9 protein-coding genes and 2 CRISPR repeat arrays (1 of these 11 running past the window's edge) are annotated in these 12,654 nt (G+C 73.0%); of the genes, 1 reads left to right on the top strand and 8 read right to left on the bottom strand.

All coding sequences use genetic code 11. From position 1 onward, the window contains the following. The coding region (locus ACFC0B_RS00660; protein ID WP_376080179.1) for an ABC transporter ATP-binding protein at nucleotides 1–939 on the top strand (939 nt) is incomplete at its 5' end. Between the two features lie 181 nt (nucleotides 940–1,120). Beyond that, a CRISPR array of direct repeats spans nucleotides 1,121–2,187; the repeat unit is 28 nt; unit sequence GAGCCATCCCCGCGCGTGCGGGGCCGAC. A gap of 18 nt (nucleotides 2,188–2,205) precedes the next feature. Here ACFC0B_RS00660 and cas2e read toward each other — a convergent pair. From cas2e to cas3, 8 genes are all read right to left on the bottom strand, one after another. Further along, a complete protein-coding gene (cas2e, locus tag ACFC0B_RS00655) occupies nucleotides 2,206–2,484 on the bottom strand; it encodes a type I-E CRISPR-associated endoribonuclease Cas2e (RefSeq protein WP_331744407.1) in 279 nt (92 codons plus the stop codon). Continuing rightward, the gene (cas1e, locus tag ACFC0B_RS00650; RefSeq protein ID WP_376080176.1) at nucleotides 2,481–3,503 is read right to left on the bottom strand and encodes a type I-E CRISPR-associated endonuclease Cas1e; all 1,023 of its coding nucleotides are present in this window, start codon (nucleotides 3,501–3,503) and stop codon (nucleotides 2,481–2,483) included. The genes cas2e and cas1e overlap by 4 nt, the downstream gene beginning before the upstream one ends. A 3-nt stretch (nucleotides 3,504–3,506) precedes the next feature. Next, nucleotides 3,507–4,280, bottom strand: coding sequence for a type I-E CRISPR-associated protein Cas6/Cse3/CasE (cas6e, locus tag ACFC0B_RS00645; RefSeq protein ID WP_376080173.1), 774 nt, complete (start codon nucleotides 4,278–4,280; stop codon nucleotides 3,507–3,509). 4 nt (nucleotides 4,281–4,284) lie between these two features. Next, nucleotides 4,285–5,136, bottom strand: a complete 852-nt coding sequence (gene cas5e, locus ACFC0B_RS00640; protein WP_376080170.1) for a type I-E CRISPR-associated protein Cas5/CasD — start codon at nucleotides 5,134–5,136, stop codon at nucleotides 4,285–4,287. Beyond that, nucleotides 5,136–6,275 (bottom strand): type I-E CRISPR-associated protein Cas7/Cse4/CasC, encoded by a 1,140-nt coding sequence (gene cas7e, locus ACFC0B_RS00635; RefSeq protein WP_376080167.1) that lies wholly within the window; start codon nucleotides 6,273–6,275, stop codon nucleotides 5,136–5,138. Before cas7e ends, cas5e begins: the two co-directional genes overlap by 1 nt. 54 nt (nucleotides 6,276–6,329) lie before the next feature. After that, nucleotides 6,330–6,935 carry a type I-E CRISPR-associated protein Cse2/CasB gene (gene casB / locus ACFC0B_RS00630; RefSeq protein ID WP_376080164.1) on the bottom strand — a complete coding sequence of 202 codons (606 nt, stop codon included), beginning with the start codon at nucleotides 6,933–6,935 and terminating at the stop codon, nucleotides 6,330–6,332. Beyond that, entirely contained in the window at nucleotides 6,925–8,646 is a 1,722-nt protein-coding gene (casA, locus tag ACFC0B_RS00625; protein WP_376080162.1) for a type I-E CRISPR-associated protein Cse1/CasA, read from the bottom strand. Before casA ends, casB begins: the two co-directional genes overlap by 11 nt. Nucleotides 8,647–8,873: 227 nt before the next feature. Beyond that, a complete protein-coding gene (gene cas3 / locus ACFC0B_RS00620) occupies nucleotides 8,874–11,759 on the bottom strand; it encodes a CRISPR-associated helicase Cas3' (RefSeq protein WP_376080159.1) in 2,886 nt (961 codons plus the stop codon). Nucleotides 11,760–11,930: 171 nt separating this feature from the next. Next, nucleotides 11,931–12,654: direct repeats of the CRISPR family, unit length 28 nt; unit sequence GTCGGCCCCGCGCTCGCGGGGGTTGCTC (it continues 1,564 nt past the right edge of the window).

Here is a 12,654-nt window from a genome sequence, read left to right as displayed (position 1 = left end):
CGGCGCCCCCCCCCCCCGGGGGGGGGGGGGGGGGGGGGCCCGGGGGCCGCCGGGGGGGGGGGGGGGCGCGCCCCCCCCCCCCCCCCGGGGGGGGGGGGTGCCTGGGCGCCCCCCCCCCACCCCACCGACCTGCGCCGGGAGTTCCCCACCCGTGGCGGCCTCGGACGGCGCGGCGCGCCCGTCACCGCCGTGGACGGCGTCTCGCTCACCGTGCGGGCCGGCGAGACGCTCGGCGTCGTCGGCGAGTCCGGCTCCGGCAAGACCACGCTCGGCCGGATGCTGGTCCGCCTGCTGGAGCCGACCGGCGGCCGGCTGCACTACCGCGGCCAGGACATCGCGAGGCTCGGGGAGAAGGAGCTGCGCCCGATCCGGCAGGAGCTCCAGATGGTCTTCCAGGACCCGGTCTCCTCGCTCAACCCGCGCCGCAGCATCGGCGAGTCCGTCGCCGACCCGCTGCGCATCGCCGGCGGGACCGACGAGCGCCGCATCCGCGGCCGGGTCGGCGAACTCCTCGAACGCGTGGGGCTCGACCCCGACTGGTACCACCGCTACCCGCACGAGTTCTCGGGCGGTCAGCGGCAGCGGGTCGGAATCGCCCGGGCGCTGGCCCCGGAGCCCCGGCTGATCGTCTGCGACGAGCCGGTCTCCGCGCTGGACGTCACCACCCAGGCCCAGGTGGTCGAGCTGCTGGGCGAGTTGCAGCGCGACCTCGGCCTCGCGCTGGTGTTCATCGCCCACGACCTCGCCGTGGTCCGGCAGGTCAGCGACCGCGTCGCCGTGATGCAGGCCGGACGGATCGTGGAGCAGGGCGACGCCGCCACGGTGTACGACTCCCCCCAGCACCCGTACACCAAGGGCCTGCTGGCCGCCGTCCCGGTCCTGGACCCGACCGAGGCCACCGCCCGCCGCCACGCCCGCCTGGCCACCGCCGGCGCCTGACCGCGAGGAGGTGGGGCGGCACCGCTCGGAGGCCTGATCCTTGGCCTGTGGTCGGCTGGAACCGTCGACCGTCCGAGCGGCGCTGGCGAGTACTGCACTGGTCGGGCATCCGTGACCTCACGGACGCCCGACCAGGAGTCCCGTCGCAGTCCTGTCCTGCCGCCCGACCGTGATCCCGGGGAAAGCAATCCCCGCGCGTGCGGGGCCGACGACCAGTCGTCGTCGGGGACGCGGACGACTCTGGAGCCATCCCCGCACGTGCGGGGCCGACAGCTTGCGTACCTGCCAACCGCTGTAGACCGGGGAGCCATCCCCGCGCGTGCGGGGCCGACAGTGGCACGCGCAATGGGGACTGATCGTCGGCGGAGCCATCCCCGCGCGTGCGGGGCCGACGCCGGTCAGCCCGGCGAGCGGAACCGGGTGCTGGAGCCATCCCCGCGCGTGCGGGGCCGACTGGCCGGCGGCGCGCAGGGCCTCGGCGGCCTGGGAGCCATCCCCGCGCGTGCGGGGCCGACTTGCCCGCTCGTGAGCAGTGGACTCGGCGCACGGAGCCATCCCCGCGCGTGCGGGGCCGACCTCGGCCACGCTCCCCATGCCGGGGATGTAGGCGGAGCCATCCCCGCGCGTGCGGGGCCGACGCCCGTGAGCGGTATCGGTGGTCTCAGGAGGTGGAGCCATCCCCGCGCGTGCGGGGCCGACACCAGCTCCCGGCCGAAGATGAAGGAGAAGTACGAGCCATCCCCGCGCGTGCGGGGCCGACAGCCCCCAGGAGTGGACGGACATGCTCTGCGAGGAGCCATCCCCGCGCGTGCGGGGCCGACAGCCTGCTGCGGGCGATGGCGGCGACCGCCGCGGAGCCATCCCCGCGCGTGCGGGGCCGACCGGGAGGAGGCCGAGAGTCCGGCTCACGTCCAGGAGCCATCCCCGCGCGTGCGGGGCCGACTATCCGCCACGACGTGCGCAGGTTCGGTAAGGGGAGCCATCCCCGCGCGTGCGGGGCCGACGTGGGGAGCCGGTCACCTGGGCTCAGCTCTCCGGAGCCATCCCCGCGCGTGCGGGGCCGACGTTCATCCGCTCCATGGCCTTCTTGGCTGGCAGGAGCAATCCCCGCGCGTGCGGGGCCGACATCGATGTCCATCGGTCTCCTGAGTCAGAGGGAGAGCAATCCCCGCGCGTGCGGGGCCGACCCGCCGGCCGCGCCGCCCTTGCCGACGAACCGGGAGCAATCCCCGCGCGTGCGGGGCCGACACTTCGTGACCTGCAGGTTTATCGGCGGGAACGGGCTGAGAGAATCAGTCCGTCGAAGTCGACGGGCTTCCAGCGGTCCTTGCCGGCGGTGCGGACGGTCCAGCCCTGTTCGTTGGTGGCGGGTTCGACGAGGACCGCTTGGCCGTCGCCGATGCGGGTGGCGAGGAGGTCCCAGAGGCGGTCGCGGATCCGGCGGCTGGGGGTGCCGACGAAGACGCCCGCGTTGACTTCGACCATCCAGCGGGTGAGGTGGCCGCGGAGGCCTTCGGGGGCGGCGATGAGGATGATGACGGTCATGGGCTGCTCGTGTCCTGGGTGAACTCCGGGCCGATGATGGCCAGGTGCTCGTCGCCCATGCCCGGGTCGGAGGCACCGGCTGCCGATGTTCCTTCGCTGCCCGCCCAGTTGACGCCGCCCTGGACGGTGCCGACGCGTTCGTCCCAGAGTTCGTTGGCCTCGACGTCGGGCATGTCGGTCCCCTCCGGGCTGAGGAGGGTCTTGACGTCGTGGACGATGCGGCCGAGCAACTTGTCCTCGGCGATGCGGTCGCGCAGGCCGAGGCGGGCGTCGCGCTCCTCGGTGTGGCCCTGCTGGGCGAGGTCGAAGGCGAGGGGGATGGTGTATTCGGCCTTGTAGAGGTCGGCGATGTCGAGGACGAAGGAGGTGGCCAGTCCGGTGTGGACGAAGCCGAGGCCGGGGCTGGCCCCCAGCCCGGTGATGACGGCGTGGCAGATGCCGTAGAGCGCGGCGTTGGCGGCCGACAGGAGCCGGTTCAGGTCGTCGCCCGCGGCATACGCGTCGCCGGCTTTGTAGACGCGGCCGTTCCACTCCACGCCGGTGCGGCGCGCCTCGGCCCGGTAGAGCTTGCGGATGCGGGCTCCCTCGCGGCCGCGCAGCTGCTGCATGGTGGCCGCGCTGACGTCCTCGCCCGGGAAGCGCATGCGGTACATGGTCCGGGCGACGGCGAGGCGCTCCTTGGTGCGGCTGACCAGCCAGGCCTGCCGGTTGAGGAGGGCGGCTCCGCGGCTGGGGCCGAGGCCGGCGGCGTACATGCGCACGCCCTGTTCGCCGACCCAGCACACGGTGGTGCCGGAGTCGGCGAGGAGGTTGACGGCGCCGTGGGTGATGCGGGTGCCGGGGCCGAGGAGCATCACGGCGACCATGGCCGCCGGCACGCGGACCGTCTCGCGCTTGTTGATGACGACGACGGCGTTCTCGTCGCGGTCGATGTGGCTGCGCTCGACGTAGACGCTGGAGACGCGGTCGGCGAGGCGGTGCAGGTCGTGGGGGTGGGCTTTCCACCAGATGTCGGCCACTGGTCAGCGTGCCCCTGCCGGCAGTGGGGCAAGGGTGAGCAGGCCGCAGCCGTAGGCCTTGGAGGGGCCGATGCCTCCGAGGAGGGCGGCTTGCAGCAGGCCGGGGTCGGTGATGCGCAGGTGCCCCTCGAAGGTGGCGGTGGTGAGGGTGACGGGGGTGCGGGTACCGGGTTTGGTGAAGGTGCTGCGGCTGCGGTCGGTGATCCTCACCTCCCGGGCGGGCCGCGCGTCGGCAGGGGTGTCCTCGGGAGCCGGTTCGAGGCCCGGTGCCGGCTCGTCGGTCCGTGCTTCGGGCACCGTGAAGCCCCAGCGGTCGGTGCGCTCCAGGAACCAGGTGAGCTGCTGGGCGGCCGTGCGGTGGGCCATGCGGTAGGAGCGGTGGCGCAGTTCGGCTTCGGTCCTGGTGCGGTGCGGGCTCGCCTTGTCGGGCTTGGAGGTGTTCTGCACGGGGCTGGCCTTGAGCCGGAACGCGAACTCGCGGCCGACGGCGAGCTGGGCGAGCAGCGGGCTGTAGTCGCGGATCGCGTAGTGCTCGCCGTCGGCGTCGGGCCATCCGGCCTGTTCGACGAGGTGGGTCCAGTCCGGCTTGGAGGGGGTGAGGACGAGCAGCATGGGGCGGCGGGGGTGGTCGGCGTCCAGGCGCCACAGGGTCCGGTCGCCGGGGGCGATGTCGGGGATGCCGGCCGTGACGGCGCCGTGCAGGGCGCGGGGGTTGGCGAGCAGGGTGCGGCCGGCGGCGCGCAGGGGGTTGATGCGGACGCGGGAGAGGTAGGTCATGGGGTCACCAGCCCAGCAGGGCGAACGGGTCGTGGCTGCCGGCCTCGCGGGCCGGTCGGTCGGGCGGCGTGGCGAGGGCGGGGAGGCCGGTCGGGACGCTGAGCCAGGTGTGGTGGATCCGCCGGGTGGAGAAGCCCCGTTCGCGGGGTGCGAAGGAGCGCGGAACGTCCTGCGCGGTGTCCTCCCCCGACGGGTCGTCGAAGGTCGCGGCCAGGTCGATCCGCTGCGGTGAGAACGGTTCCGGTGCCCGTTCGGCCCGCCGCCGGTAGGCGTTCCTGGCGGCCTCGCCCGCCTGCCAGGGCTCGTCGGCCAGGACGTCCTCCAGACGCCCGTCGCGCACCGCGCCGAGCGCGATCGGCTGGGTGGGGACGCAGGAGCGACGGCCGAGGGCGAGCGGGAACGCGGGGCGGCGGATCGCCCCGGCGAGCGCGGTGACGAGGGCGGCCGGGCCCTGGACAGCGGCGACGAACACCGCGTCCTGGAGGTAGTAGCGGTGGGTGACGTGGGTGTCCTTGGCCGGGGAGGTCGGCTTCTGCACCCCCTTGGCGTTGACGCCGGCCTGCGGCAGCGGGCGGCCGCGGTAGTCGCTGACGGTGTGGTAGTCGCGCAGCAGGGTTCCGGGCTGGTCGATGCGTACGCCCAGGCGCAGGCCGACCAGGTCCCTGATGTCGGCTTCGCGCGGACGGCCCGCGGCGGCGGCGAGCAGGCCGACGACGCCGGACTTGGTCGGCCGGGGACGGCTGTCGCGGCGGTTGAAGGCGCTGCGGTCGCCCCAGGACTGGAGCGGGCCGGCCAGGCGCAGGACGAGGACCGCCTGCTCCTCGTCCGGCCGGGCGGGGGTGGGATCGGCGGGCATCAGTTGCCGTTCACCCGCTCGGTGAGGGAGGCGCGCAGGCCGTCGCGCAGCGCGGCGAAGGTGCGGTTCGCCCCGAACGCCTTCGCCAGCTGCTGCCCGATCTCGTCGGTGTCGGCGCCGAGAGTGTGGCAGATGCCGACGTACAGCGGTTCGTCGCCCCACTGGTCGGTGGCGGTGGAGAACTCCGTGGCGAGGCGGCGTGCGGACTCGGCGACGATGCCGTGGCGCGCCGGGACGGCGTTCTCGTAGGCGGAGACGAGGTTCACGGGCTGGTCGGTGCGGATGACGACGGCGACCAGGCTGGGGCGGGTGCGGTGGGCGAAGGAGTTGCCGTAGCCGGTGGGCATGGAACGCGCGAAGGAGTCGACGAACAGGTCGACGGCGTCGATGGCGGCCTTGTCGTCGCCCAGGTTGTCGCGCAGCTGGTGCAGGCCGACGGTGGCGTAGCGGTAGAGGGTGGCGGAGTTGAAGCCGATGGTGCCGATCATGCCGGCGCCGGTCTCGTCGGCGCTGTTCTCGTCGTCGACGGCCGTGTAGTAGTCGAATTCGAGTTCGGCGGCGTGGGTGGAGATCGCGTGGGCGACCTGGGTGGCGGCGTCGACGTTGAGGCTGGGGATGTCGGCGACCATGCGGCCGAAGAGGGCGACGTCGGCGGGGTGGCCGCTCTGCAGCTGTTCCTTGACCGGGAGGGCCTTGACGGCCTCGTCGAGGCCCTTGGCGTCGAGGGCGGCGAGGTCGGTGGCGGTGTCGGCGACCAGGTCGACGATGCCGTCCAGCTGGCGGCGGCCGTAGAAGAGGAGGTAGGCGGTGTCGCCCTCCTTCTTGCCCGCGGAGATCCCGGTCGACTTGATCAGGGCGTCGGCGATGCGCTGGGCGTCCTCCGCGGTGACGGCGGTGCGCGAGGTGATGCCCTCGGCGAGCCGGGCGGAGATCCGCTTGGTGCGGGTGGCGAGGTCCTGCGGGTCGTGGGTTTCGGCGAAGTGCATGCGGGTGGCGCGCTTCCAGGCCTGGGAGGAGACGCGGGAGCGGCGCTTGCCGCCGAAGTAGGCCTCCTTGGGGTTGCCGTTGTCGTCCCGGTTGAGGTTCGCCGGCGGGACGGTCTGCAGGATGTGCACGTCGATGTAGAGGCGGTCGGTCATGCGCTTGTCCTCGATGGTTGTCGGTAGGGGCAGCGGGGCGGGTCCCGGGTGGGGTCAGTCGGCGGGTTCCTTGTCCTTCCACGCCTGGTAGCCGACGGCCCACTTGAGGCGGACCCGCGGGCGCCGGTCGGTGTGGTGCCAGGCCTGGATGTCGTCCATCAGGTGGTTGTAGTCCAACGGCTGTCCGACCGTGCGGAGTTGGGTGATCAGGCCGCGCAGGTGGACCAGCAGCGCGGACACACTGGTCGCGCCCGCGAGTTGTGCGACCCGGGTGTCGAGGGCCTCCTCGCTGAACTTGCCGCTGCGGCGCAGGGCCCGGAGGGCCTCGCCGAGCTTGACGCCCCGGCGGTGCATCGGTGTGGACTGGCTCTGCTGGTGCAGGCCGTAGAGGGCGAGGGCGGCGTGCTCGGCCTTCTGCTCGTCGGAGACCTCGTCGCGCAGCGCGAGGACGTCGTCGACCTCGCAGCTGTAGAGGGGCCACATCTTGGGGCTGTCCATGACGGGGCGCCCGAGACCGGAGCGCATGGCCGCGAGGTCCTCGCCGGGCGGGCGGCGCGGCTGCTTGGTCCGAGGGTCGATGCGCCAGGTGTGGTCGGGGGCGGTGACGTCGTCCCAGTACCGGCGGCGCTGCCTGGCGGTGGCGATGTGCTCAGTAGTCAAAGTCCGCTCCAGGGGCGGGGTCGGAGTCGAGGGCGGGTCCGGTCTCGGCCGCCCGGGCGGCAGCCGCCTGCCGGACGGCGTCGGCGTGGCGAGGGAGGATCTCCTTGACCTGGCGCCGGAAGTTGGCGCCGGCCGTGCCGAGCCGGTAGGTCTGTGTCTTGCCCGCTCGGCCGGGCTGGTCGAGCGTACGGCCGCCGAACGTGGTGGCGGGTGCGGCCAGCAGGAGCGTGTTCGCCGCGTCCCAGGCGTGGCGGTCCGCGATCTGCTCCCATGCCAGTCGGCCCCGCTCCAGGACGTCCTCGTCGGATCCGGCGTCGCGCACGCCGGCGAGCAGGCGGCGTACCAGGGGGTCGAGGGTGTGCAGGAGGAGGTCGCCGGGGCGTTGACCCTTGTCCCAGGGGATGGGGTCGGTGCCGGCGGCGCGGCGCAGGTCGGCGGAGAGGTTGTTGACGGCTCTCGCAAGGAGTTCCGCCTGCTCGGCGACGTCCAGGAGGAGCTCGTGGGCTTCGCTGTCCTGGTGGAGGGCGAGCAGCGGCAGGGGGATGGTGTCGTGGATGACGTCCTCGACGACGGCGGACTGGGTTCCGTAGACCACGCCGAAGGTCTCGACCTGCAGCGGGTAGGCGGCGGGAAGTCGGCCGCTCTCCTGGAGGCCGCTGACCTCGTCGAGCAGGATGCTGGTCTCGAAGCCGTCGACACTCTGCCGGCTGGGGGCGAGGAGGGCGTCCAGGCCCCGCCAGGCGGCCTTGCCCTGGGTGTGTCGGCGCGGCCGACGCTCGGGCTGGGCCGAGGCGGACTTCTTCGCGGGGACTGTGAACGTCCAGGCGGTATGCGGTTCCCGCTCGGGCAGGGGCGTGAGGCGGTCGCCGGCGCTGATGACCACCCGGGCGACCGTCAGCCGCCCGGCCTCGTCCTGGTACGGGACGAGCCGGATCCGCCGGGCCTGCCAGGTCCACAGGTCGAGCAGGCCGTCGGCCGCGCGCGCCTTCCAGGCGGGGCCGTGGGGGGACTTGAGCCACTGCGGGGCACCGAGGACGTCGGGCGGGGTGACCGGGAGGTTCAGCAGGAGGGTCTCGTACAGGGTGCGGCCGGTGGGGACGATGACGCCGAGCTGGCCGAGCGGGCCAGTGGGGTTCCCGGTCGTCTTGCCCGCCTTGACCTGGTCGTCGCCGACGACGCCGGTCTTGATCGCCGCGGTGTCCCAGCAGTGGGCGTGTACGAGCCAGTGGGCGGCCTGGGCCGGTGTCAGGTCGAGCGGGTCCGCGTCCGTGCGGCTGGCGAACAGCGGGACGTTGTTGCCGCTCGCCGCGGTCGCCACGAGTGCGGCGGAGCCCTTCGTCTCGTCCTTGGCGGTGCGCAGCCCGGCGACCTGTGCGAACGGGGCGACCGGGTCGAAGAGGTCGAACCTCGCGCGGTGCTCTTCGAGATACGCCTGGAGGCGGCTCCGCTCCTCCTCGGTGAACCCGCCGCTGTTCCGCGTCAGCCGTTCGCCCTTCTCCTTCAGGCTCCCCGGCGCTCCGGTGGCATGGGCGACGACGGGCAGCAGAACCTGTCGGAGGAGAGCCGGGAGCTGGGTGGAGAACTCGACGACGATGCCCTCGAACTCGTGTGCCCGGGCCAGGGCCTCGGCGATCCCGAGCTCAACAGCAGGCCCTCCGTCGACGGGCCGCGCCGTCAGCCACGGTTCGTCGACAAGGTTGTACCCAGGCACGCACTGTTCTCCCAACTGGCCATGTTTAGCTCGTTACTGACTCAGCGTGGCACCGTTCGAGGCCGGCCGGGGGGTGAATGCTTGAATTGCCCCTCGGCCCCGCGGGTTCTCTTGCGCGGGGATGGCCCCTGGCCGTGTTTGCACGTCCTCGGTGGGCACAAGTCGGCTCCGCGGTCGCGGGGTTGAGGTGGCGGGTCGGCGACTCACCGGCCCGCCACCCCTCGTCATCATCCGTAGTGGCGCCCTCCGCTCACGACGAGTCCGAGGTCCTCGTCGTAGCGCAGGTGGAAGTCGGCAAGGGTCGCTTCGCCGTGCTCGTCGAGTTCGAGGGCGAGTCCGTATCGCAGCCAGGGGTGGTCGCGCCATCCGGGCAGCGGACCGAGCGCCTGCTCGGCGGCCGCGGTCAGCTTGGCGGGCAGGCGCACCGTCCCGGTGAGCACGTCGTCCAGCAGTTCGGCGGCGACCTCGCCGTTCGGACCGAGCTTGCGGCCCGTCATCGCGTGGAAGCCGTCCCCGATGCGGCGTACCAGGACCGCCTCCGCGCTCCGGTCGCCGTCGCGGACGAGCGCCTCGAACTGCCCCTCGGTCAGCTTGCCGTGGGCTCCGAAGTGCAAGCCGGCCAGCGTCGGTTCCCCGTGCTCCCCGGCGCGGGTCAGCAGGAACTGGGCGGCCTTCTCGCGGCGCTCGGCCTGCCGCTCCTCCCAGTCCCGCCGGGCCTGCGCCTCGGCCTCGGCCCATGCCTCCGGGACGACGGCCCCCGTGCCGTACACGCGGGCGACCAGATCGGGCACCTGGCCGGGGATGCGCCACCCGTCCCCGCTGTCCTTCGCCGCCCGCTCGATCTCGGCGGCCGTGCGCAGCAGGAGACAACGGCCGTAGATCTTCTCGGAAGCGCCGAGGATGTGCGGTGCCTCGCCGTCGTGGAGGTGCAGACCCGTGACGACCACGGTGGGCCGCGACAGCCGGTGGGGTCGTCTCACGCCCTCGTGGCGGTGGAGCCGTCCGATGCGCTGGAGGAGCAGGTCGATCGGGGCGAGGTCGGTGATCAGCAGGTCGGCGTCGACGTCGAAGGACTGCTCGGCGAGCTGGGTGGCGACGACGATCAGCCGCTCGGGACGCTCGTGTCCCTCACGGGGTGGTCCGAGGAGACTCAACACCTCCTGCGTACGGTCCGCCCGGTGGCCGGCGTGAAGGCGGCCGTGCAGGAGGCGGACATCGGATCCGAACTCCTTCTCAAGTGCCTCGAACGTGGACTGGGCGCGGGCCACGGTGTTGCGGATCACCAGGGCGCACCCGCCGTCGGCCAGGCGGTCCTTGAGACAGTCGGCCACGGCGGCATCGGCCGCTCCCGGGTCATCGTTCCGGGCCGCTACCGGTGCCTCGTTGAGCAGCTCGACCCGGACCCGGAGGTCGCCGCGCCACGACTCACCGCTTTCGACCAGCAGTTCGGGCCGACCCTCCCGTCCGGACCAGGCCGCCGTCACGCTCGGATAGCCCTGCGGCTCGGGAAGCTCCAGTGCCGCAGGCTCCTCCGCCGACCGCGCACCGGCCAGGTAGGCGGCGACCAGGCGATGCCGCTGCTCGGGCGGAAGGGTCGCCGACAGCAGCACCACCGGCACCCCGGCCTGCCCGAGCCACCACAGACCCTCCAGCAGGAACTGCGACATGTAGACGTCGGCGGCGTGGACCTCGTCCAGGATCACGACCTTGCCGACCAGTCCGGCCATCCGCAGCATCACGTGCTTGGTGCGGGTCGCGGCATACAGGAGCTGGTCGATCGTGCCGACCGCGAACGGGCTCAGCAGACCGCGGCGACGTCCCAGGAACCACTCTGCGGGAGCCCTGCGCTCGGCGGCCCCGCAGCCGTCGAAGCCGGCGTTCGACATGCCGTACTCGTCCTCCCCCACCGAGGAGAACGGGTCGTCCGCGCCCTGCCCCCACTCCCCCGCGCCTTCCAGGAGGCCGCGCCACTCCTTGTTGAACACCCGCTTGCCGTGCAGCAGCGCGACCTGGTCCTCCAGCCCGTCCCCGACCCGGCGCAGCCACGAGCGCACCTGGGTGAACATCGGATCCGCGGTCGCCTGGGTCGGCATGCCCAGGAACACGCCGTCCGCACCGTGGCGGGCCGCCAGAAGCTCCGCCGCCGCCAGCGCCGCCTTCGTCTTCCCCTCCCCCATCGGCGCCTCGACGATCACCAGCCCGGGCCCGCCCATCCGACGCACCACATCGAGGACCAGCTCCTGCGAAGGCCTGGTCCCGTGACCGAAACGGTCCCGGAACGCCTCAGGCCCGGGCACGGTCAACGCCCCCCAGCCCCCGCGCAGTTCGAGCTTCGACCAGGCTGTCGCGGCCCGCTGCCGCGCGTGGGGCATCGTCACCTTCGACAGGTCCGACACCCCGGTGAAGTGCCGCTCGTCGCTGGCGATCCAGTCGGCCATCACCACGAAGCCGGCCAGCTGAAGCTGCATCGCACGACTCGGCACCAGCGCGGGTTCCACCGCGGAGAGCGGCGACGCACCGTCGTAGCCGACCTCGCGGGTGAACACCTCCACCAGGGCCAGCTGCGCGAGCTTCCAGGGCCGGCTGTGTCCCTGCAGCTTCTCGTTCCTCTTCGGCGGGCTCAGCTGTCCGATCGTCGGGATCAGACCATGGTGACCGGCGACCAACGGCCAGACCCAGCCGACCTGTTCCTCACTCCACTTCGCCTCGGCGAGTAGCGCCCTCAGCACCCGGGCACCGGCCTTGTCGTGCCGCCATGACGCCCCCTTCACCGCATACTTGTCCCACGTGAGCCCCGCCTGACGAACAGCGGCCTCGCCTGCGGCGTCGAGATGCTGGAACACGGGAGTGGCCTTGCCCAGGTCATGAATCCCGCACAACCATGCGAACAGCCGCCGCCCGTTCCCCGCACTCCCCGCCAACGCGTCCAGACGCCGCCGCGTGACCTGCGGGAGGTACCGGTCCCAGACCACCTCGGCCACCGCAGCGGTGTCCAGCATGTGCGACAGCAGGAGATTCACCGTCCCCCCAGCCCGCCCTGCCGACTTGCCCCACAGCGCGCCCAACCAGCCCCTGACCTCGGGCGGATAATCCCGAAAACGGTCCTCGACCATCGTCTCGACCTCCACATGCGACTACGCTTCGGGAGCGTAGGCCACAGCACTGACAACTAGCTTGGGGATCAGCGAAACTGACGGTGGAGCACCTGCTTCCGCCCAAGCGGCAATTCAATCGAACTGAATCAACCAGCGCCCTCTGCCGCGAAGAACCGCAGGTCAGCAAGTGTCGGCCCCGCGCTCGCGGGGGTTGCTCCCAGCGGGAGCGTAGGCGTGTCCATCCTCGTCTGTCGGCCCCGCGCTCGCGGGGGTTGCTCAGCCGGACCGACGCGGTGGCCGGCCCCGCGTACGTCGGCCCCGCGCTCGCGGGGGTTGCTCCGTCTGTTCGCATGTATTGCCCCTGGCCAGGGGGTCGGCCCCGCGCTCGCGGGGGTTGCTCCCACCGCACCCCGCCCGGGCGGGGGAGCTTCAAGTCGGCCCCGCGCTCGCGGGGGTTGCTCCAGAGTCTCCATGATCCGCCGCCCGCCGAGGCTGTCGGCCCCGCGCTCGCGGGGGTTGCTCCCCGAGTCGGATCAGCAGCCGGCCATCGTGCCGGTCGGCCCCGCGCTCGCGGGGGTTGCTCCCCGGTCCGGGGCGGTGCCCGATGAGGGCCTCCGTCGGCCCCGCGCTCGCGGGGGTTGCTCCAGCACGGCGCAGACGCCCCCGGCCTTGAGCATGTCGGCCCCGCGCTCGCGGGGGTTGCTCCTACAGGTCGCCCGCAGGATGCTGGCCGGCCTCGTCGGCCCCGCGCTCGCGGGGGTTGCTCCCAAGCGAGTTCACCCACACCAACCCGCCAACAGTCGGCCCCGCGCTCGCGGGGGTTGCTCCCCCACCACGATCTGGTCGCGGGGCGGCACCACGTCGGCCCCGCGCTCGCGGGGGTTGCTCCTGGGGGTGGCCGCGCCGGGTGAGC

This window comes from Kitasatospora sp. NPDC056184, assembly GCF_042268405.1.
Taxonomy (GTDB): domain Bacteria; phylum Actinomycetota; class Actinomycetes; order Streptomycetales; family Streptomycetaceae; genus Kitasatospora.
This window is presented reverse-complemented; position numbering and strand designations above follow the sequence as displayed.

What these genes read in the sequence shown, in the direction of transcription:
- cas2e (WP_331744407.1), bottom strand. Translation starts at nt 2,484, where the DNA reads ATGACCGTCATCATCCTCATCGCCGCCCCCGAAGGCCTCCGCGGCCAC.
- cas6e (WP_376080173.1), bottom strand. Translation starts at nt 4,280, where the DNA reads ATGACCTACCTCTCCCGCGTCCGCATCAACCCCCTGCGCGCCGCCGGC.
- cas5e (WP_376080170.1), bottom strand. Translation starts at nt 5,136, where the DNA reads ATGCCCGCCGATCCCACCCCCGCCCGGCCGGACGAGGAGCAGGCGGTC.
- cas7e (WP_376080167.1), bottom strand. Translation starts at nt 6,275, where the DNA reads ATGACCGACCGCCTCTACATCGACGTGCACATCCTGCAGACCGTCCCG.
- cas3 (WP_376080159.1), bottom strand. Translation starts at nt 11,759, where the DNA reads ATGGTCGAGGACCGTTTTCGGGATTATCCGCCCGAGGTCAGGGGCTGG.